At 36.5% G+C, this 23,513-nt stretch carries 11 protein-coding genes; 9 read left to right on the forward strand and 2 right to left on the reverse strand.

What is annotated here, in order from left to right; genetic code table 11:
- Window positions 1-3 precede the first annotated feature (3 nt).
- Complete coding sequence (locus tag ACM46_RS20720; protein ID WP_048508570.1) at window positions 4-588, reverse strand: ribonuclease HII; 585 nt, start codon at window positions 586-588, stop codon at window positions 4-6.
- A gap of 314 nt (window positions 589-902) precedes the next feature.
- On the opposite strand from ACM46_RS20720, the gene ACM46_RS20725 reads away from it, so the two are divergent.
- The 9 genes from ACM46_RS20725 (at window position 903) to argS (ending at window position 22,291) form a co-directional block, all read left to right on the forward strand.
- Window positions 903-3,890 (forward strand): TonB-dependent receptor domain-containing protein, encoded by a 2,988-nt coding sequence (locus ACM46_RS20725; RefSeq protein ID WP_048508571.1) that lies wholly within the window; start codon window positions 903-905, stop codon window positions 3,888-3,890.
- Between the two features lie 9 nt (window positions 3,891-3,899).
- Window positions 3,900-5,516 (forward strand): SusD/RagB family nutrient-binding outer membrane lipoprotein, encoded by a 1,617-nt coding sequence (locus tag ACM46_RS20730; protein ID WP_048508572.1) that lies wholly within the window; start codon window positions 3,900-3,902, stop codon window positions 5,514-5,516.
- A gap of 417 nt (window positions 5,517-5,933) precedes the next feature.
- A complete protein-coding gene (locus ACM46_RS20735; protein ID WP_048508573.1) occupies window positions 5,934-8,933 on the forward strand; it encodes a SusC/RagA family TonB-linked outer membrane protein in 3,000 nt (999 codons plus the stop codon).
- A 12-nt stretch (window positions 8,934-8,945) separates the two neighbouring features.
- Complete coding sequence (locus ACM46_RS20740) at window positions 8,946-10,391, forward strand: SusD/RagB family nutrient-binding outer membrane lipoprotein (RefSeq protein ID WP_048508574.1); 1,446 nt, start codon at window positions 8,946-8,948, stop codon at window positions 10,389-10,391.
- 377 nt (window positions 10,392-10,768) lie between these two features.
- A complete protein-coding gene (locus ACM46_RS20745; RefSeq protein ID WP_048508575.1) occupies window positions 10,769-13,834 on the forward strand; it encodes a SusC/RagA family TonB-linked outer membrane protein in 3,066 nt (1,021 codons plus the stop codon).
- Between the two features lie 10 nt (window positions 13,835-13,844).
- Window positions 13,845-15,422 carry a SusD/RagB family nutrient-binding outer membrane lipoprotein gene (locus tag ACM46_RS20750; RefSeq protein WP_048508576.1) on the forward strand — a complete coding sequence of 526 codons (1,578 nt, stop codon included), beginning with the start codon at window positions 13,845-13,847 and terminating at the stop codon, window positions 15,420-15,422.
- 521 nt (window positions 15,423-15,943) lie between these two features.
- Entirely contained in the window at window positions 15,944-18,967 is a 3,024-nt protein-coding gene (locus tag ACM46_RS20755; RefSeq protein WP_048508577.1) for a SusC/RagA family TonB-linked outer membrane protein, read from the forward strand.
- A 6-nt stretch (window positions 18,968-18,973) separates the two neighbouring features.
- Entirely contained in the window at window positions 18,974-20,407 is a 1,434-nt protein-coding gene (locus tag ACM46_RS20760) for a SusD/RagB family nutrient-binding outer membrane lipoprotein (RefSeq protein WP_048508578.1), read from the forward strand.
- Window positions 20,408-20,530: 123 nt separating this feature from the next.
- Window positions 20,531-22,291, forward strand: a complete 1,761-nt coding sequence (gene argS / locus ACM46_RS20765; RefSeq protein WP_048508579.1) for an arginine--tRNA ligase — start codon at window positions 20,531-20,533, stop codon at window positions 22,289-22,291.
- Between the two features lie 137 nt (window positions 22,292-22,428).
- Here the strand turns inward: argS and ACM46_RS20770 are convergent, their stop codons facing one another.
- Window positions 22,429-23,349 carry a YihY/virulence factor BrkB family protein gene (locus ACM46_RS20770; protein WP_048508580.1) on the reverse strand — a complete coding sequence of 307 codons (921 nt, stop codon included), beginning with the start codon at window positions 23,347-23,349 and terminating at the stop codon, window positions 22,429-22,431.
- Window positions 23,350-23,513 lie beyond the last annotated feature (164 nt).

Consider the following 23,513-nt stretch of genomic DNA (forward strand, 5'->3'; position numbering starts at 1 on the left):
TGATTAATCATATTTCAGTCTAAACGACTGTCTGTGATGTTTTGTGGGCCCATACTTTATTAAGGCTTGCTGATGAGCTTTTGTAGCATATCCGAAGTTGGTATTCCAGCAGTATTCGGGGTGTTCTTCGTGAAGTTCTATCATTAGTCTATCCCGGTAATTTTTCGCAAGAATGGAAGCTGCAGCAATAGACAATACTTTTGAATCTCCTTTAATGATACACTGATGAGGTATAAAATTGTAAGGATGAAATTTGTTTCCGTCTACTAAAATAAGCTCTGGGGTTATGGTTAATTGATCCAATGCACGATGCATGGCATGAATACTTGCATTGAGAATATTGTGTTCATCAATGAATGAAGGAGGAAGCTCTGCAATGGCGTAGTTCTTTACATTGTCTTTAATATAACTGTCGAGCTCCATTCTTGTTTTGAATGTTAACTTTTTGGAATCATTGACAAGGTTTTGCTGAAAATTGTCATCCAAAATAACTGCCGCAGCCACTACCGGACCACAAAGGCAACCTCTTCCTACTTCATCGCATCCGGCTTCAATGTAATGGTCTGTCCATTTTTTTAATAAATCCATGAGTTTGTTTATATCCTATCATAAATAAGATGTAAAATTAGTAAAAATTGCATTTTGGTTGTTTGTGTATGTTTTTCATATGTATTGATTATTGATTGTATATATTGCTTCATTTAGAGGCAATGAGTGAATTATGTTTAATTTAGGGGCTTTGCGTGATTTTTAGTAGTATTGGTTTTTTGGTGTTAGATTTTTAAATATTGTGATTTTTTATATTGTATTTTTCATGGATTTAAATATTTTTAACGAATTATTTGGTGATTTTAAGAAAGTTTCACATATTTGCAATCAATAAAAAAATAATCAATTTAAACATGAAGAAATTAACAACAAGCGTTTTGCTAGTGGTTCTTACATCTTCTTTTGGTGTGGTAAATGCACAGCAGACAGAAGGGGATTCCACTAAAACGCAGAAAATCGGTGAGGTAATAATTACTGGTGTTCTAAACAAGAAAAAAACTCTTGATGCTCAGACCAACCCTGTTGTGTTACTTGATAGTAAGCAATTGATGCAGGCAGGTAGCCCAAATGCAATTCAGGCTTTGGCGGCAAAAGCACCCAACATGCAGATTAATAATACGAACTCTAGTGTTAATGGTACTTATGATATTAAATTAAGAGGAGCTAGAACTATTAATGGAAGTACTTCTCCATTGGTGGTAATTGATGGGGTTATTTCCAGTCTTTCTGTTTATCAGCAAATGCCATCTAACATGATTGATGGGGTAACAATTATGTTAGGTACCCAGGGAGCTGCGGTTTATGGACCTGCAGGTTTGAATGGAGCCCTTATTGTTACAACTAAAAAAGGTTTAGGAAGTAAAAAAGTTAATATTACTGTAAATAGTAACATAAGTTTTGATAATGTGGCTTTCGTTCCTTACCGTCAGGATAAATATGGACAAGGATGGTATGGAGACAGAGTACACGTTGAGAATGGTGCTTGGGGGCCTGCTTATTCTGACCCTGCTTATGCAGGACAAAATGTAGCAATTGGTTTACCAGGTTATGATGTAAATGGTGGTGGAATTGCAATTAACCCGGATGGAGATATTCCTGCAGACGATGCAGCTGCTGCTATCTATGGTCCTTATGCTCCTAGGTCTAAAAATAACGTTAAAGAATTCTTTACTACAGGTACAACATATGATAACTCTGTGACAATTTCTACAGGTAGTGAAACAGCTTATGCTGCATTATCTCTTAACAGGGTTGATAAAGAATTTATTGTAAAAGACGATACTTATAAGAAGACTTTTGCAATGTTTAAAGGAGGGTTTAGAAAAGACAGATGGGATGTTGATGGATCACTTTCATACTCTTCGCAGTCTACAAGTACTACAAACCCTGGACTTTACCGTAATCTTTTACAAGCTTCAACTGAAATTCCTATTGTAGATTTTAGAAATAGAACAGATACGCCTTGGGGATGGAACATGTATTATGCCAGCCCATATTGGACTATGAAGCATGAAAGAAACAATACCAGAACTAATTTAATTAATGGTACTTTATCTGTTTCTTATAAATTTAACGATCATATCAGTCTTCAAAACACAGGTTCATTACAGTTAACTACATCTGATGTATTAAACTGGAATGACGGTTGGGTGAATGGTACGAACGGATATAATTATGCTCCTGTTGCCCCTTCTGCACAAACTTCATCTATTTCTCAAAATAATAGCAACAGAAGATATATTTATGATGATGTTAAATTGAATTTTGATTACAAATGGGGAGATTTTGGGTTGAATGGTACTTTAGGGTATAACGTACAGGAAACCTATATCAAAACTACTTCTGCCGGTGGTACAGGAATTAAGCTACCAGGTATTTATCAAATATGGAACCTAGCAAATCCAAGTACACCTTACAATTTAAATAATGACAGATTTTTAGATAGAAAAATGGGTGTATTTGCTGATATAGATATTGCCTATAAAGATTACTTACACTTTAACATCACTGGTCGTCAGGAATGGTCTTCTAAACTGTTGAATTCAGATGAGGCTTTACGTGCTAAGTATTCTTATTTCTTCCCATCTGCAGGTTTCTCTTTCTTACCATTGAAAGCATTTGACGGTTTAGAGAGTGATACATTCAGCAGATTTGTGATTAAAGGCTCTTGGGCAAGAATTGGAAATGACCCGGTTTCAGTTTCTGCAATCGAACAAACTGTAGTTCTGGGAACAGGATATCCTTTCAATGGAAATTTAAGTTTTGTTAATAACCCTAACCCTTCAAATATTTCCGGAGTTTTACCTGAATTTACAAATTCCAAAGAACTTAACTTAGGTCTTGGTTTCTTCAAAGATGCTTTAACATTAGACGTGAACGTTTATCAAAGTGATGTTTCTGATCTGATCTCTAACCAGATTGCTTCAAGTGCTTCCGGGATTTCTTCAAAAATCAGTAACATTGGAGATTTAAGAAACAGAGGATATGAGATTTCATTAGGAATTGATCCATTTAAAGGAGGTGATTTCAGCTGGGATGCTAGAGTTGCTTTTGGTAAAGTTCAGCAGAGGATTACAGCTCTTAACGAGGGGCAAGCTAATGTACCTATTTACGAAGGTGGAAATATTGGGGTATATGCTATCAAAGGAGAAGACTTCCCTCAATTGATGGGAACGGGCTATATGAGAGATGATCAGGGTAGAATTATTGTAAACCCTGAAAATGGTAACCCTTTCGTTACTAATAACTTCATTAAGCTAGGTAAAGTTACACCTGACTATACAATCAATTTCAGTACAAACATACGTTACAAAAACTGGAGTGCTTTTGCAACAATGGACTACAGAAAAGGAGGAGTGTTTTATGCAGGGGCTATGCAGGGAATGTCATTTAGTGGACACCTGGAGCAGTCTGCATCATTTGACAGAACACAGGGAGGATATATTATTCCAAATTCTGTTTACTTAGATGCTGCCAGCGGACAATATGTACCGAATACAGATATTAAATCCGGAGGGGACGATTATAATGGACTTCCTACTTATTACGGACAGGTATACGGTAATATTGCTGAAAACTTTGTTCTTGATGCTACTGCTTTCAAAGTAAGAGAGCTTGGTGTTAGCTATTCATTTGGTAAGAGTGCAAGAGAAGCGCTTGGAGTAACCAATTTCACCATTGGTGTATTCGGAAGAAACCTTTTCTATAAATATGCAAAAGAAAATAAAGGATATGCAGACCCGGAAACTTCTATAGGTTCTAATAACAACCAAGGTGTTACAGGAGTCAATCAGTATCCTGCAATAAAGACTATTGGTGTAACAACAACAATTAATTTTTAATAGATCAAAATGAAAAATATAGGTTTAAAAACTATCATAGCGGCATCTTTCCTGATGGTTACTGCAACTTCTTGTAGTACAGACTATCTTGATGTTAACAAAAATGAAAATAACGCTTACGAAAATCAAATTACGCCGGCTGAACGTTTATCTGCTGCTGAAACAGTAGTTTACAGAACTCAAGGTGGGCTTGCGAACAGACTGGGGAATACGATGATGAATGCCTGGGTTGGAAATCATTATTTTTATGCTGCACCTTTGGATGAGGAAATGAAAATGCAGGCAACCTCTACTTTTTATAATGGAATTTGGGATAATTATTATAGAGGGGTTTCAAATTACCAATCTATAATTGACTATCCGGACACAACAAATAAATATGGAGGATATATAGCTATTGCTAGAGTAATGAAAGCATTCTATATGCAGACAATTGTCGATTTGTATAATGATGCTCCTTATTCTGAAGCATTCAGAAGACAGGCAAATCTTACTCCAAAATATGATAAAGGTGCTGATATCTATAAAGCTCTTGTAGCAGAAGTTAATTTAGCAATTGCTTCTATGAATGCTGGAGCGACACTTCCATCAACGGCTGTTGGAAACAACTCTCAGGATCCTATCATGCAAGGGGATATGGTAAAATGGTTACAAATGGCCTATACTGTAAAACTTAAACTTCTGACAAGGCTATCTATGTGTACTGACGCTGGTATTAAAACTATGGTAACTCAAGAGTTAGCTACAATGCCTACAACTACGGCTACTTATCTTACGTCAGATGTTACTATTAATCCAGGATATTCTTCTTCAAATGCTAATTCTCAGAACCCTTTATATCGTAATTTTGGGCTTAGAGATGTAGATTCAGGTGAATTGAGTGCGAATTATAGATTATATTTTGCAACCAAGCATATCCTTGATGATCTAGGTGGGCTTTCTTCTAGGACTACTGGTGTGGTTGATGGAAGAAGAAGCAGAATGTATAGAAATAATGGTATTGCAGCTGCTGGAGCTTCAACTCCTTCACTTCCTGCAGCTTTTAGAGGACTTGTACAAGGTGCTCCAAAAGAGGGAACTTTTACAGAAGGTGATTTTACAACATTAGGTCCAGCTATGTTTTATATTGCTTTAGCTGCCGGATCTGCTCAGAATGGTATTATCATGTCTGCTGCTGAATCTAAATTCTTACAGGCTGAAGCAGCAGTTGTTTACCCTGCAATGAGTGGTTTAGGTGGACAGGCTAGATTTGATGAAGGAATTGCTGCTTCATTCACTTTCTTAGCTGTGCCTACTACGGGAGCTACAACTTTAGCTACTTATATGGCTGGTATTGCAACCAAACCGGGTATCGGGTGGACAGCTACTGCTAATAAGCTAGAATGTATCCAATATCAGAAATGGATTGCTTTAACTAACATTAACCCACTGGAAACTTATATTGGTTATACAAAAACAGGATTCCCTGTTACGCCAATGCCAATTGGTGCTTCTTTCAGTAACAGACCTGTGAGATTAATGTATCCACAGTCTGAGTATATTGCTAACGGAGCCAATGTGCCTAATCCTGCTTTAACTGAAATGTATAGCAAGACAAGCCAATATGCACCATTCTGGTTGAAATAATCAAAACAAGTTTTAATATATTTTATTACCGCCTTCGGGCGGTTTTTTTATTTTATTAACTCAAAATGAAATTTTTATGAATAAATAAGTATTATGCATCGCATTGTTTATTCCGTGAAAAGTGAGTTTTTTTTTTCATTTAAATGTGATTTACATTATTGGTTATCAGTTTGTTAATAATGTATTAAAGGCCCTTTTTATGTGTCATTTTTCCATTAAAAGTCACAATATTTTATGAAAAATAATTATTGTTAAAAAAAATTATCTTGTTTTTAATTTATTGTATTTAACTTATTTTAACGATTATTTTTAACTTAATTTAATAATTTAATTTAATTTTAACGTTATCTTAAGATTTTTTTTGTGCTTTTAATAAAGTTTTACAATTTTGTAGAGGTATAAAAAATAAAATTTGATATGAAGAAATTAACGGCAGGTCTGCTTGTCTTAGTGTTGTCTTCTTCCATTGCTGTGGCTCATGCGCAGGAAAAGAAAGACACCTTGAAAACAAAGGAAATTGAAGGGGTAGTAGTTACTGCACTTGGAATCAAGAGAGAGAAGAAGTCTCTTGGATATGCTTCCCAGGAAATTAAAGCAAGTGCTCTTTCTGACGGTACTACAAATACAGGTAATATCGCATCACAGTTATCCGGTAAAGTTGCCGGTCTTAATGTTACAACCAATAACAATTTCGGAGGTTCCGCCAACCTACTCATCAGAGGGGTGAAAACACTTGGAGGAGGAAACCCATTAATCGTTATTGATGGATCGCCTGTAAACAATACGTATACGCAGGAGAAAAATGTGGATTATGGTAACGCATTATCAGACATCAATCAGGAAGATATCGAGTCTATCAACGTTCTGAAAGGAGCAGCGGCATCGGCTTTATATGGAGAAAGAGGTCTGAATGGGGTTATTGTGATCACAACTAAAAATGGAAAAGGAAAAGATGATGGATCTTGGGGAGTTACTTTCTCTTCTGCCATGCAGGTTGGTTTTATTGATAAATCTACTTTCCCGGAATATCAAACAAGATATGGTGCAGGGTATGCTCAAAAATTTGGAACGCAGGCAGGTGATGGCTTAAATAATGCCAACTTCGGAGCTGATGCATCATGGGGACCAAAATTCGATCCTAATTTGTTAGTTTATCAGTGGGATTCTTTTGATCCGACTTCACGAAACTACAAACAAGCAACCCCTTGGGTCGCTGCTAAAAATGGGCCTATTGAATTTTTTAATAATCCTACTACATTTACCAATAGTATAACTTTAGAAAAAGGGCAAAAAGGAAAAAATATCAGTTTCACCTATGAAAATATGATGTCTGATGGTCTGATGCCTAATTCTGAGCTTACCAGAAATAATTTCTCTTTAAAGGTGAATTATGATCTGACTCCTAAGTTGCATTCTTCTTTCTATTCTACAATGACTTTGCAGGAAACTACAGGTAGAAGTATCACAGGATATTCTAATAATACCGTAACAGGTTTCAGACAGTGGTGGCAAACCAACGTAGATGTTAAGGATCTGGAAAGAGCCTATTTTGCTAATGTTGATCCTGCTATTGCCAGTGCAGTCAATAATTATGGGAATGTTACATGGAATAGAAAAACTGCGGCTAACGGAGCGCCTGCTTATTGGAACAACCCATACTTCCAGGCGTATCAGAACTATACTTCAGATAAAAGATACAGAAGTTTTACTTATGGGCAATTAACTTACGACCTGTTGAATAATGTATCTGTTACCGGTAAGGTTTCTTATGACAGATCCAATCTTTTAGCTGAAAACAGATTAGCTGTTGGATCTTTGCCACAGGCCTTCGGACAGTCAAATAACTCAATTGGTTCAGGGTATGCAAGACGTGATGTATTAAGAACTGAAGTCAATTACGACTTAATGGCCAACTATAAATTTGATATTACGGATGATATTAATGTTTCCGGAGTATTGGGAGGAAATATCCGTAGAAATTACGTTAATTCTGTATATGCTTCAACTGAAGGAGGATTAGTAGTTGCCGGTATTTATGCATTATCAAACTCTAGAAAGGCACCTTTAGCATCAGATGAAATCGAATCTATAACACAAACCAATTCCGGATATATCACAGCTTCATTCGATTTCTTTAAGAAATTTTATTTAGATGGAACCTGGAGAATAGACCAGAGTTCAACATTACCAGCATCACATAATGTCTATAATTATCCTTCCATCACAGGAGCTTTAATTATGTCTGAAATTCTGGACACTAAAAACTGGATGAATTTCTGGAAATTAAGAGCTAACTATGCAGAGGTTGGAGGTACAGCAGATCCTTATCAACTGGCTAATAATTACAGATCTGCTGGGATTCTATCAGGTATAGGAGTATATAACCCTATTTTAAACCAGTCTAATCCTGATTTAAAACCACAAAGATCAAAAGAATTTGAAGTAGGAACTGAAGCTCACTTCCTAAGAGACAGAATTACTGTTGATTTTGCTTACTATAAGACAAAGACAATAGATCAGATTATTGCTCTTCCGGTTTCTTCCGGTGTAGGATATACAGGTAAAGTGATCAATGCCGGTAGAATTGATAATACAGGTTTTGAAGTACAGCTTGGTTTGGTTCCGATAAAATCAAAAGATTTTTCATGGAACATTGATGTAAACTGGTCTAAGAATCAGAATGAGGTAAAAAGTCTTTATCCTGGAATCACCAACCTATTGTTGAACAGCTTTCAGGGAGGAGTTTCATTAAATGCAAGAGTTGGTGAAGCTTGGGGTACCCTTGTTGGAGCTGATTATACTTACCTTAATGGTGAGAAAGTTATTGATCCTAAAACAGGTAAATACTTACAGAATGGTAACCAGATAATTGGTAATACTACACCAGACTGGATTGGAGGAATAAGAAACAGTATTAATTATAAAGGGTTCTCTTTTAGCTTCCTAATCGATATGCGTAAAGGAGGAGATATATTCTCTACAGATATGTACTATGGTCTGTCTTCAGGTTTGTACAAAGAAACAGCTGAAGGAGATTACAGAGACAAGCCTATTGTTCTGTCCGGAGTTTTCCCTGATGGCAGCCCAAACAATATCGGATTGTCACCTTTTGCTGATAATAATGGTGCTATGGGATATAAAACGCAGCCTGCAAGAGAATTTGTTTATGATGGTTCTTTTATTAAGCTGAGAGAGGCAAGTATTGGATATATGCTTCCTAAGTCTTTATTGGCAGGAACTAAAATTTATGATGCTAAAATTTCTATTGTGGGTAGAAATTTGTGGATTATTCATAAAAATTTACCATATGCCGATCCTGAAGCAATGGTAGGCGGAGGACTTAACTCCTATGGTTGGTCAATTGGTTCCATGCCAACTACGAGAGATGTTGGTGTTAACGTAACATTTAAATTCTAAATTACTTTAAAAATGAAAAATATTATAAAAATCAGTTTGGTGTCTGCGTGTATGGGGTTAGCTTTAAGTTCATGTCAAAGTGATTTAACCTCTCTTAACGATGATCCTAAACATCCGTCAGTTCTTCCATCTGAGAATCTGTTGGCTACAGCTATGTATCAATCATCTTATTATATGGATAACCCAAGTGTGAATTTCAATAATTACAGATTCTTTACACAGCAATGGGCGGAAACTCAGTATCCGGATGAAACTCAGTATAACCTGATTACCAGAAATCAGCCTAGAAATCATTTTAACAGAATGTATGTCTACAGTATTAATAATCTGAGACAAGCAAAAACCAATCTTAAAAATGAAGTTGAAGCTGAAGATATCAGAACTAATAAATTAGCAACATTAGAAATTGAAGAAATTTTTATTTGGGAAAACCTGGTAGATACTTATGGGGATATTCCATACAGTGAAACCTTCAAACCAGATGAAATTTTGACTCCAAAGTATGATGATGCTAAAACAATTTATATTGATTTGATCAAAAGAATTAATGATGTTATTGCCACTATAAAACCTACGGTTAAAGGATATGCACCTGTGTCTGGACTTACTTCCGGAGATTTTGTTTACTCTGGTGATATGACAAAATGGATCAAATTTGCTAATTCCATTAAACTAAGATTAGGAATGAATTTAGCCGACGTTGATCCAGCATTAGCAAAAGCTACGGTGGAATCAGCGGTTTTGGGAGGGGTTATTTCTTCAGAAGCTGAAGCGTATAAGTTTGGTTACGATGGAAATACATTCTCAAGCCCTGTATTTGACAACTTGGTGGCTTCCAATAGAAATGACTTTTTACCTAGTGAATTAGTCATTAATACAATGAAAAATTTATCAGATCCAAGAATGAGTATCTGGTTTACACAATTTGAAGGTGGCTATAAAGGAGGTGTTTTCGGAGAATTGAATGATCCTTATACCAAATTTTCCCAGTTAGGCCCTTATTTCAGATCTGCAACTACAGCATCTAATTTATTAAGCTTGGCAGAAGTTACATTCCTTAAAGCTGAGGCTGCTGCAAGAAACTATTCTGTTGGAGATACTGCAGTAAATCTTTATAATGCTGCTGTTAAAGTTTCAATGAGGGAAAACGGAGTAAGCGATCTAACTACTGATGCTTATCTGCTTGCTAACCCTTATAATCCAGCTAACTGGAAGCAGTCAATCGGAGTACAGGCCTGGATAGCTATGTTCAATAAAGGATTTGCCAGCTGGAATTTTACCAGACGTTTGGATAACCCTGTATTGGTGAATCCTCCAAAATCTAACTTATCATCTGTGCCATACAGAATGCCATACTCTGACCAGGAATATGTTCTGAACGGTGCCAACGTAAATGCTGCTGCAGCTAAGATTGGTGGTGATAAAGCAACAACAAAACTATTCTGGGATGTAAATTAATCACATCGTATTAACATTCATATTATACCGCCTTCGGGCGGTTTTTTTGTTTTTATACCCTTTTATTTTCATTTTGAAGTAAAAGTCATTCTAGTGGAAATAAAGAAAGTTAAGTGATGGCTTATTTCTTAATTGTATTTATATTATTGATTATAAGTGCATTATGTATTATTTTTATTGTTATTATTAAATAATATTGCCATCAGAAAAAAAATAGCAATAACTAAATTTGTTTTGTTAAAAATTCATAATTAAATCTATTTTATTGTAATTTATGATATATTTTTAATTTATTAATTTATGGTTAGTTATTATTTTTAAATTTCTTTGTGTTTGTGATAAAGTTTTTCAAAATTTGTTTGAAAAATTTATTTGATATGAAGAAAATCAAAACAAGTGTTTTTATTGTGGTATTGACATCGGCGATAACGGTTGTCAATGCACAGGAAAAAAAGAAGATTGATACGGCTGATACAAAGGAAATTGAAGGAATTGTTGTGACTGCATTAGGGATTAAAAGAGATGAGAAATCCCTGTCCTATGCCAATCAGACTGTAAAAGCCAAAGATCTGAACCTTACTCAGAATGTAGATGTTAAAAACTCTATTGTAGGGAAAGTGGCAGGGGTTCAGTTGAATGGCCAGGCCGGGTCCAAACTGGGAGAAACCGGTAAATTAAGGCTTAGAGGAGCGGTAAGCCTCCTGAGTGACGCAGATCCTATTTATGTATTGGATGGAGTAATAATGGATCCCAATACAATAGACATGGATATTGTTGAATCTGTGAACGTACTAAAAGGACCTAACGCAACTTCACTGTATGGAGTAAGAGCACAATACGGGGTGATTGTGTTGACTTCCAAAAAAGGAAGTAAAAGTAAACTCAGTGTAGAGCTGAATTCTACAACTACTGTAGACGTGGTAGCCAGAACTATGAAATACCAGAACTTGTATGGGCAAGGGTATGGCGGTGATGATTCTTTTAAAACTTTTGTCTTTAAACCGGATACGATGCCTGCAGAATGGGCCATATTTGATGGGAAAAGATATTTGGGAGATGATAATAATTACGCTGATGAATCCTGGGGACCAAAAATTGATGGTAAAGATTACATTCCATGGTATGCCTGGTGGAAAGACAGCCCGTATTTTGGGAAAACAGCCAAGTATGAAGCACATCCCAACAACGTACGTGATTTTTACGACAAAGCCATGACTTTTAAAAACTCCGTCTCGGTTGCCGGAGGTTCAGATGCCGTTACCGCAAGGTTATCCTTTACCAATCTGAATCAAAATGGAATTACTCCCTATACATCTTTAAAACGCAACTATTTTAATCTTAATGGGAATTATAAGTTCAGTGATAAGCTTAACATAGATGCTGTTGTTAATTTTTCTGATGGCCGTGTAAATGGTGATTTTGACGATGGTTATTCAAATCAGACCTCTGGTTCATTTAATCAGTGGTTTGGTAGGGATTTAGACACTAAAAAACTGAAAGAACTACAAAATCTTTTAACACCGGCTGGTTATCATGCCAATTGGAACTGGTGGGGGCCTGATGATTATTCACCAACTACTTTTACTGCCAAACCCGCTTTCTGGATCAATCCGTATACATGGATGAAAAACTATAAAAACTATACAGACCGGAATACGCTCCTGCTTTCAGTAGCTCCTTCTTATAAAATAACTAATGATCTTACTGCCAGGGTTTCATTTTCCAGAACACAGAACAAATCCATCAACAGATACTTTATGCCTTATTCATTGTCTAAAAATGGATCAGGAACAGGATCTGATCCGGCTGGAGGATATTTAACGTTGCTTAATGGTTTTGGGGTTCAGGATTCTCAATATACTGAAGACCAGTATGAAGGCCGTTTGAGTTATCAGAAAAAAATAAGTGATTTTGATATTTCCCTTTTCGGAGGAGGTAATATCACCAACAGAAACTGGACCGGAAACTCACAGCTTATGGACGTAACAGGTACAACTCAATATTTACTGACGCCTGACGTCTACGATTTTAGAAACACCAATATTCCTATTATAGCGGATCCTTATGCTTACAAACAGCAGTATAAATCTTTATACGCATCTGCATCAGTGGGGTTCAAGGATACTTATTTTGTAGATGGTTCCGTAAGAAATGATATTAATTCAGCTTATCTGAATAGTGATAATTCATTTGTGAGCTACTCTCTGGGAATGAGTTTACTTTTACACAATCTGTTAACCAAAAATGATATTTTAACCTATTTTAAATTGAGAGCCGGTATTGCTCAGATCCCTGCCGACTTGTCCGCTACCTTTACAAATCCTGAATTCAGAAATGGAAAACAGGCGCTCTCCGTCGGAACAAATCAATATCAGACAGCATGGCATCCTACAAGAATTATTAGTAAAAACTTGAAACCTGCCATCAATGAAAACAAAGAGTTTGGGGTGGATCTTAAATTTTTTAAAAACAGACTGTCATTAGGTGCAACCTATTATGACGAAGTAAGAAAAGATGAACCTATCCCTGTAACGCTGCCTTCATCCAGTGGCGCTCTTGATATCCTGATTAATTCTGCCAGCTCTGCAAGAAAAGGAATAGAGCTGGTCCTTAGCGGAGAGGTTTTCAGATCTGAAAGTGGTTTTAGCTGGACTACTTCGGTCAACTGGGCAAAAAATAAATCCACTGTTCTACAGGTAAATGATAATCTGGAATCTATTCAGTATGGTGACGCCAATGCATTTGGTTATATTTCTATACTTCAGAAAGAAGGATTGGAATGGGGGCAGCTTTATGGTACTGCTATTAAAAGAGATGCATCGGGGAATGCAGTGATTAACAGCAAAGGACTGTATGAATATGAGCCCAACCAGGCTTTCGGAAGCATACTTCCAGAATTTACAGGTGGCTTTTATAATACTTTTTCATATAAAGGTTTAAGTTTAAGCTTTACCATTGATTTTCAGAAAGGAGGCAAATTTTTCTCATTGTCGGAAAGATGGGGGAGCTCCAGCGGGCTATTGGAAGAGACCGCTGCAATGAATGACAGAGGGCATAATGTAAGAGATGCGGTAAAAGATGGAGGAGGTGTTCGTGTGATAGGCGTAGATACAGCCGGAAAGCCTGTGGACAGATATGTAGAAGCCCACGATTATTTTACACAATTCCATGCGAACAGAATTGCAGAACCATTTATTCACTCGGCAAGCTACATCAAATTGAGAGAAATTGCATTAAACTACCAGCTTCCAAAATCTATTTTTACCAAAACAGGGATCTCCAATATTTCGGTGGGAGTGACCGCCAGAAATCCGTGGCTAATTGCTGTCTCAAAGGATAATAAACATCGTTTTGATCCTTCAGAACTTTCCCAGAGTTTTGGTGAAGACGGACAGCTTCCTTCTACAAGAGGTTTTGGGGTTAATGTAAAGATTAATTTTTAAAATATAAAAAATGAAAAAACAATATTTAAATACATTTCGTCAATTATTTCTTTCTTCATGGATGATAGCTGCTTTGGCTTCCTGTAATAACGAAAATTATTCTGATGATTTTAACAAAGATCAATATGGTATTTACACGGCTACTTACAAAGCTTTATTATCGGGAGCGATCATGAATTTTGGACAGAATGGTGGAGACGCCAGTAATGCTTATCAGATGATGCCTATTCTCTATACACAATACCAGTCTCAGGTGGTTTATACTACTGAACAGACTTATGGAGATACACCGGGCGCATGGGGAAGGTATTATGCCAATCAGATTAATAATTTAAATGCAATTATTGCTGCCTATTCCGCCAATCCATCACCTGAAATATTAAAAGAAGGTAGCGCAGAAAATATGATCGGGGTTTCTAAAATTTTCAGAGCGATTATCATGAAAAGAGTGGCAGACGCTTATGGCGATGCTCCGTTTTCTGAGGCTACACAAGCCATGTCAAATGATTTGTTTCTTCCTAAATATGATAAACAACAAGCCATTTATGAAGGAATTATAGCTGATCTGAAAAGTGGAAGGGATATGCTGAATATAGAATCGAAATCCCCTACCGGAGATATTCTGTATTATGGAAATCTGGATAAGTGGAAAAAACTGGCCAATTCAATACTTCTTCAGGCAACATTGCAGCTTTCTAAAAAATTTCCTTCCGCAACCGGATATGCTGCCACAGAATTTAAAGCGGCTCTTGCCAATTCTGCAGGGGTCATTGAAACTTTAGAAAATGAAGCATGGTTTACCATTTCGCCGGCAAACTCGTATCCGAATCCTTTTTCCGCTTTTAGAGCAGCGGACTACAGAATCTCCCGTGAATTGGTAGAATCTTTAAAAGGATCTGCTAATACTTTTAATAAAACATCCAATCATACTTCTGATACACGGTTAACATTATATGCAAGTCGTGGTACGATGGCTGCAGTAGGATTGCCTTACGGATATAACTCTACAGACTTGGCTGCTGCAGGATATAGTACTTCCGGAACATCTACGGTGAATCTGAAGTTTAGAAGCAACAGTTCAGCAATGAATCTGATGACGGCAGGATATACCTACTTAAACAGAGCTGAAGCGGCATCAAAAGGCTGGACAACAGAGCCTGTTGCCGCTATGCTAACCCAGGGAATTGTCCTGAATTATAATACTTTGGATAGCCATTATGTGTTGAATAACAATGCTTATGATGCAGGAGCAAACCCTTTTGGAGGAAACAAGATATCTCCGAATGCAGCGGCATATGCAGCGGCCAGGGTGGCAGATATAGCAACATCCGGTGCGGAAAGAGTGATTGGAGAAGAAAAGTGGGTTGCTTTATTCATGAACGGGTTTGATTCCTGGACGGAGTTCCGAAGAACCGGATATCCTGCATTATTGCCCGCTCCAAGTGCTGTCAACGGAGGTGTGATTCCCCGAAGAATGCGATATCCTTTGGAAGAAGTGAATTTCAATAACTCCAACTACCTGAAAGGAGTTCAGGGACTGTCTCCAACAGAAGATAAAAATACTTCAAAAGTTTGGTGGGATCAGTAAAAAGAATCTCACATTTTAGAAAGTCCGGTTGATCCGGGCTTTTTTTGTTAGCAAGCTATTTATTGTATTTTGATTTTAAAATTGCTCTTTGTTACCATGAAAAGTTAGGAAATAGAAATGGATATAGAATTTCTAATCTATTATGGTTTAAAGCGTAATTTATTGAATTTTACGAGGTTTTATTGATCTGTGAAATAATATGCTTAACATATAGTTTTGTGGGAATACATATTTACTCATCATATAGAATTGATTTATAGTATTGTTTATCAGTGTTTTATGTGTTTGTTTTCATAATGTTACATATAGTTATTATCAATGAAAAAGCTATTGTTTTATTCCGAATAAAAATATTGCATTAATGTTTTGATTTTGTTAAAAGTTTTTGTTTTAACTTAATTTAATAGTTTTTGAATTGATTTATTTAATGATTATTGAATATTTGATATTTTTTTATGATTTTGTTTTGTGATTTTAAGAAAGTTTTACAAATTTGTAGAGTCACAAAATTAAAATTTGATATGAAGAAACTAACAACAAGTCTGCTTGTTTTGGTATTATCTTCGTCTGTTGCCATTGCCAATGCACAGGAAAAGAATGATACAGTAAAAACAAAAGAAATTGAGGGAGTAGTAGTAACTGCACTCGGAATTAAAAGAGAGAAGAGATCTCTTGGTTATGCAACCCAGGAAGTAAAAGGGGATGCTGTTAATAAAAACCCTACCACCAACTTCCTGAATAACTTATCCGGTAAAGTAGCGGGGTTGGAAATTAAACAAAGTACCAACTTTGGCGGATCTGTTAATGTTGTAATGAGAGGATTTAAATCTCTACTAGGTAATAACCAAGCGCTTTTTGTCGTTGATGGAATCCCAATTCTAAATAATAATATCAATACTGCTTCCCAAAATACCGGAGGTGGCGGTTATGACTATGGTAGTGCCATATCTGATATAAACCCTAATGATATAGAAACTCTTAACGTTCTTAAAGGAGCAGCTGCAACAGCTCTTTATGGATCAAGAGCTCAAAATGGGGTTATTATCATTACAACTAAGAAAGGAAAAAAGAATAAAGAAGGTATAGGAATGGAGTTTTCTAGCTCTATTACAATGTCAAGTGTTGACAGATCAACTTTCCCTAAATATCAGACACAGTATGGTCAAGGATACAGAGGAACCAGTTTTGCGGGTACTTTAGATGGAAGCCAGGTCGTTGATTTCGGAAATGACGCATCATATGGTTCACCTTACGATGGGTCAATGGTGTGGCAATATGGGGCTTTTACTCCGGGATCACCAACTGAAGGACAAAGAACTCCTTGGCAAATGGCAAAAAATGGCCCGATTAAGTTTTTTGATGTAGGGTCCACATATGTAAACAGTTTAGCTTTTAGTGGTGGTAATGATGTTGCTACATACCGTTTAAGTTATACCAATACGAACGCTTCTGATATCATGCCGAATAGTTCACTAATGAAAAATAACTTTAGTGGTAACGCCTCTTACAAGCTTACTGATAAACTAACGGCAAACTTCTATGCTAACTACGTTACCCAAAAAACTAAAGGTAGAAACAGTACCGGTTATAATGATAACATTATGACTAATTTCAGACAATGGTGGGCAACCAACGTAGATATTAAAGATTTGCAGTATCTGTATAATGCTTACAAGAAAAATTATACATGGAATATCAATGGATCTGATGATTTAACACCTGCATTTTGGGACAACCCTTATTTCCAGAGATATGAAAACTATCAGAATGACTCAAGAGATAGATTTGCAGGAAACTTTAGCTTAAACTATGATGTAAGCAAAGAATTCAATCTATTATTCAGAATGGGTACAGATGGATATACCATGATGACTGAAGACAGAAAAGCGGTGGGATCTTATGTAGGAAATAATTTTGGTTTAAATACTGTGGTTCAACCATCAGGATATGCTTTAAGTAATTATAAGTTTAGCGAAACGAACTATGACCTTATTGCTACTTATAAAAAGGATATAACTGAGGATTTTAACGTAAGCGCCCTATTAGGAGGGAACGTGAATGTTCAGAAAGCTTTTTCTAATCAACAGTCAACATCCGGAGGATTGTATACTCCTGGAATATATACTATTGCCAATTCTAAGTCTAATCCTGCAAGACCATTGATATCCGATGTATCAAAATATCTATATGGTACTTTTGCTCAGGTTTCATTAGGATATAAAAATACTTATTATCTAGAAGGTACTATCAGAAGGGATCAATCTACTGCATTACCAAGTAATAATGCTGTTTATTGGTATCCTTCAATATCAGGAAGTATCGTTTTCTCTAATTTGGTTAAAGCTAGCTGGTTGAATTTTGGAAAAGTACGTGCCGGATATTCTCAGGTAGGATCTGATACCAATGCAGATCAATTGATGAATCGTTATTTTTCACAACCTTCATACGGAGATATTCCGGTATATGCTTACAATGCTGTGCTTAGAAACTTTGATCTTAGATCTCAGGGACTTAAAAATGTGGAGCTTGGTATCGAAGCAAAAATGTTCAACAATCGTTTAGGTTTTGATGTATCTTGGTTCCAGAATAAAGCTTATGATCAAATTCTGGCATTACCAGTTTCGTTTGCTACAGGAGCGGGTGCAAAAACTCAGAATGCTGGTGAGCTGACAACGGAAGGATTTGAAGTAGCTGTTAACATAACTCCTATCAAAACAACTAATTTTTCTTGGGATCTTAATCTAAACTGGTCTAATCCATGGACTAAAGTTACAGCATTAAGTCCGGGGATTGAAAATATTTCAATTGGTAGACTTCAGGGAGGAGCCAGTGTGAATGCTCCTCTAAATGGAGATTATGGTACCCTTTGGACCTCCGATTTTGTTTATGATTCGAATGGACAAAAGATTGTAGGGCCAAACGGAGCTTATCTGGTAACAGACAAAGCAACTTACAACCAAGGAAGCTTCCAGTCCAGATGGAGTGCCGGATTGAATAATACCATCAATTATAAAAATCTATCATTAAGCTTCTTAATTGACTGGAGACAAGGTGGAAAAGTATATTCTCTTGACCAATTCTATGGTTATGGAACAGGTCTTTATCCTGACTCAGTAGGAATGAATGATTTGGGTAACCCAATAAGAAATACTTTGCCAAACGGTGGAGGTGTAATTATGCCGGGAGTAATGCAGGACCCTAATAATCCGGGAAGCTATATTCCGAATACAATCAGATTAGATAGATCAAGATCCAGCCAGGTTTTAGGAACAGATCTTCCGGGAGCTGCTTATGTTTATGATGCAAGTTTCGTAAAGCTTAGAGAAGTAGCAATAACATATAAATTTAACAAAGATTTCTTTAATTCTAAATTTATACAGGGAATGTCAATGAGCTTAATTGGTAATAACCTTTGGATCATCCATAAGAATCTTCCTTATTCAGATCCGGAGGCAGGTTTATCTGCAGGAAACATTCAGGGGTACCAGTCTGGGCCACTTCCAACTACAAGAAACATATCGTTTAATGTGAAAATTAATTTTTAAGAAAATATGAAAAAATATATATTAACATCGTTAGTCGCTATGTTGTTCGTAGGATGTTCAACAAGTGATGATGTAAACACCGATCAGCATGCAACATATAATACCACACCGGAAGCATTGATAACATATGCACAGAAAGAATTAAGTGATTATATGACCACGCCCAATGTTAATGAAAATAACTTTAGGCTGACCATGCAGTATTGGCAGGAAACTATTTATGTAAACGAAAGTAATTATGACTTTACAAATAGGAACGTATCTAATAATGTCTGGACGGATACTTATGTGAATACATTAAAGAATTTAGATCAGGCAAGAAGAACGATCGAAGCATATGTTCCAACTTTTCAGGAAACTGCTACCTGGCCGGGTATAAAGAAAAATCAATTGGCAGTGATTGATATAATGCAGGTTTATACATTTCAGGTCATAGTAGATACCTATGGTGATGTACCTTATACGCAGGCTTTAGATATCGAAGCTTATCCACTTCCTAAATATGATAAAGCATCAGATATTTATGCATCACTTATTTCAAGATTAAGTGTTGATATAAATAATTTATCTGCTGGTTCGGATGCTTTTGGAAGCGGAGATATATTCTACAAAGGAGATGTAGGGCAGTGGAAAAAATTTGGTAATTCATTATTGCTTAAATTAGGAATGGCTTTGGCAGATGTAAATCCTGGCTTAGCACAGACCACGGTTAATCAAGCAATCGCAGGTGGATTAATGGCTTCATCAGGTGATGACTGTAAGTTTCAGTATCTGGATTCTTCACCTAATGAAAACCCTATTTATCAGGAAGTGACTTCCAGAAATGACTTTATTGCAGGAAAAACATTGGTAGACTATATGAATACTACGGCAGATCCAAGAATTAGTGTGTATTACAGAGGACCTATCAATGGGCAATATGTTGGCCAGGTAATTGGTTCACCTGGAGCTTTTGCCAGCTTTTCAAAACCTGGAGTTTTCACCAGAGATGCTACTACTCCGGGAGTACTTTTAAGCTACACGGAAGTGAAATTTTATCTTGCTGAAGCCGCTGCAAGATGGGGAATTGGGGGAGCTCCTGCTACTTTATATAACGATGCAGTTACCTCTTCTTTTACTGATTGGGGAATGGCTTCTGATGCAGCTGCCTATTTAGTAGCTCATCCATACAATGCTGCAAATTGGAAAAAATCAATCGGCGAGCAGGCTTGGGTAGCAATGTATAATCAGGCAGTAACTTCTTGGAATTTCTACAGAAGATTAGATTACCCACAATTAATTGCTCCTACTACAGCAATTCCGAACGCCGGAGGTAAAGTTCCTGTGAGACTTCAATATCCTCCTGCGGAATCTACAACGAATGGAACTAACAATTCTGCTGCAAGTGCCGCAATTGGAGGTGACAAACTGACTACAAAAATATTCTGGGACATTAACTAAGAATATGCATTCATATCAAAAACCGCCTTCGGGCGGTTTTTTTATTTCCGTATATTTGTAACTCAAAATTCAGAGATGAAATAAAGCTTTTGCACAAAGCTTTAAAAAAAGCAATATATAGACATGAATATTAAAGATAGTATAGAGAAGAAACTTTCAGAGGTTATTTTAAACATATTTCAGTTAAAAGACATCAATCTGGAAGTTCAGGAAAATAAAACGGAGTTTGAAGGCGATTTTACCATTGTTACATTTCCATTGGTAAAACAACTGAAGAAAAATCCGGAAACTATTGGCGTGGAATTAGGGGGAGCTTTAACAGAACAGTTTGAAATGTTTGAAAGCTTCAATGTAGTAAAAGGCTTCCTGAATGTTAAAGTAAAAAATCAGCTGTTTGTGGATAACTTCATATCCGTGAGCAACGATTTTGACAACATTGAAAAGAAGAATGCCACAGTAATGGTGGAATATTCTTCACCCAATACAAACAAGCCACTTCACTTAGGACATGTTAGAAATAATTTGTTAGGATTTTCTGTAGCACAAATCTTGAAGGAAGCAGGTTATGATGTGATTAAAACCCAGGTAATTAACGACAGAGGAATCCATATCTGTAAATCTATGTTGGCCTGGGAAAAATTCGGACATGGAGAAACACCGGATACAACCAATACAAAAGGAGATAAGTTTGTAGGGAATTACTATGTGGAATTCGATAAAAACTACAAAAAAGAAATTGCAGAACTTGTAGCCCAGGGTGTAGAAGAGGAACAGGCTAAAAAAGAGGCTCCATTGATTAAAGAAGCTCAGAAAATGCTTTTAGACTGGGAAAACGGTGAAAAGAAAGTAAGAGATCTTTGGAACGAAATGAACTCATGGGTTTACGAAGGTTTCAATAAAACATACCAAAGACTGGGAGTAGATTTTGATCAGGTGCAGTACGAAAGCAATACCTATATTCTTGGAAAAGATTTGATCCAGGAAGGACTTGACAAAGGTATTCTTTACCAGAAAGAAGACGGTTCTGTTTGGTGCGACCTTACAGATGAAGGACTGGATCAGAAACTTCTGCTTCGTTCAGACGGAACTTCGGTGTATATGACGCAGGATTTAGGGACCGCTGTGGAGCGTTTCAAACAAAATAATATTCAGAAATTAATTTATACCGTAGGAAACGAACAGGATTATCATTTCCAGGTTTTATTTAAAATTCTGAAAAAATTAGGCTATTCTTGGGCAGATCAATTGTTCCACCTTTCATATGGAATGGTAGAACTTCCAAACGGAAAAATGAAATCCCGTGAAGGAACCGTTGTAGATGCTGATGATCTGATGCAGGAAATGCACGATATTGCCAAGTCTAAATCTGAGGAATTAGGGAAGCTGGAAAACTTTACTGAAGAGGAAAAGAATACCAATTATGAAAGCGTAGGAATGGGAGCATTGAAATATTTTATGCTGAAAGTGGATCCAAAGAAAAAGATGCTCTTTAATCCTGAAGAAAGTATTGATTTTAATGGAAATACAGGTCCTTTCATTCAATATACATTTGCACGTATTCAATCCTTACTGGCTAAAGCCAATTTCGAGCAAAAGGAAATTACAGAGATTGAATTAAGCCAATCTGAAAAAGACCTGATCATGCAGCTGGCAAATTTCAAAGCAGTAGTTGCAAGATCTGCGGAAGCATTGAGCCCTGCACTTGTTGCGAATTACGTGTATGACTTGGTTAAAACGTACAATTCTTTCTACCAGAGTAATCCTATCCTGAATCAGGAAGATAAAAATGTAACGCAATTCCGTTTGAATCTATCAGATATAACAGCAAAAACAATACAAAAATCATTAAAATTACTGGGAATAGGAACCGTAAACAGAATGTAAAAAATGAAGCCTCCTGATATCTTGGGAGGCTATTTTTTTATAATGTGAAATGTGAAATGTATTCATGATAAACAACCACCAATATTACAGGACCTAACAACCCGCACCTCACACCTCGTAACCCGCACCTCGAAACTCTAACCCTCTCCCAACTTACTATCCCTGTACAGCTTCGCAGCACTCCATTTCGCATGCTTGGAAAGAACAACTTTGTAGCCTTTTTTGTAATTGTACACTTTCGTAAATTCAGCTCCGAAAAAGATCAGCATACAGGAGTAATTAATCCACATCATAATTAAAATTACAGTTCCTGCTGTTCCAAAAGCTGAAGTAGGCTTGAAATTTCCAAAATACAGACTCAGTAAAAATTTCCCCAGAGTAAATAAAATAGTAGTCAGTAAAGCACCCTTCCATACAGGTTTCCAACTGATCTTTACATCAGGAAGCACTTTGAACATCAAGGCAAATAAAAGCATAACCAATCCAAAGCCGATTGCAAAATTCACAAACTCTACCAACATATACGTTTCAAGACCAAAATAACTCGTGATCCAGTTGTTGAATAAACTGATCATCGAAGATAAAACCATCGTGATCATCAGTAAAAAACCAAGAATAAGAATCATTCCCAATGAATTGGCCCTGTCTAAAAGAAATTTCACTAAAGCCTTTTTAGGAGAAGCTTCCACGTCCCAAAGAGTATTTAAAGTATGCTGCAACTGGAAAAATAGGGTAGTAGAACCAAAAACCAGAGATCCTATTCCTACTATTTTCATAAAGATATTTTGCTTGTCAATGAGTGCACCGGCAATCATTCCCTCAATACTTTTAGCAACATCCTGGCCCATCAGACCACTGATCTGATTGCTGATTTCACCCCGGATCGCTTCTTCACCGAAGAAATTCCCCGCAATCCAGATAATAATAATCAATAATCCCGGAATAGAAAAGATCGCATAATACGCCAGACTCGCCGAATCTTTTGATGCGGAAGAATTGTTCCATTCAGTGAAGGTATCTTTAAGAACTTCCCAGAAAAATTTTATATTGTTGATCATAACGGATGTTTGCGTTTTATTTAAGTGAATATTTATTTCAATAATTTACACTGAAATTCCTACTGGAAATACGTACAGTTCATTAACCATAATCATCTGTGCTCATGTGTGAAATCTGTGGTTAAAAAAATCCGCGTCATCACCAAAATCTGCGCGAGATAATA

It is taken from the genome of Chryseobacterium angstadtii (assembly GCF_001045465.1).
GTDB lineage: Bacteria > Bacteroidota > Bacteroidia > Flavobacteriales > Weeksellaceae > Chryseobacterium > Chryseobacterium angstadtii.

Coding starts and splice junctions, on each gene's coding strand:
- argS (WP_048508579.1), top strand. CDS start 20,531: ATGAATATTAAAGATAGTATAGAGAAGAAACTTTCAGAGGTTATTTTA.
- ACM46_RS20755 (WP_048508577.1), top strand. CDS start 15,944: ATGAAGAAACTAACAACAAGTCTGCTTGTTTTGGTATTATCTTCGTCT.
- ACM46_RS20720 (WP_048508570.1), bottom strand. CDS start 588: ATGGATTTATTAAAAAAATGGACAGACCATTACATTGAAGCCGGATGC.
- ACM46_RS20730 (WP_048508572.1), top strand. CDS start 3,900: ATGAAAAATATAGGTTTAAAAACTATCATAGCGGCATCTTTCCTGATG.
- ACM46_RS20770 (WP_048508580.1), bottom strand. CDS start 23,349: ATGATCAACAATATAAAATTTTTCTGGGAAGTTCTTAAAGATACCTTC.
- ACM46_RS20735 (WP_048508573.1), top strand. CDS start 5,934: ATGAAGAAATTAACGGCAGGTCTGCTTGTCTTAGTGTTGTCTTCTTCC.
- ACM46_RS20745 (WP_048508575.1), top strand. CDS start 10,769: ATGAAGAAAATCAAAACAAGTGTTTTTATTGTGGTATTGACATCGGCG.
- ACM46_RS20750 (WP_048508576.1), top strand. CDS start 13,845: ATGAAAAAACAATATTTAAATACATTTCGTCAATTATTTCTTTCTTCA.
- ACM46_RS20725 (WP_048508571.1), top strand. CDS start 903: ATGAAGAAATTAACAACAAGCGTTTTGCTAGTGGTTCTTACATCTTCT.
- ACM46_RS20760 (WP_048508578.1), top strand. CDS start 18,974: ATGAAAAAATATATATTAACATCGTTAGTCGCTATGTTGTTCGTAGGA.
- ACM46_RS20740 (WP_048508574.1), top strand. CDS start 8,946: ATGAAAAATATTATAAAAATCAGTTTGGTGTCTGCGTGTATGGGGTTA.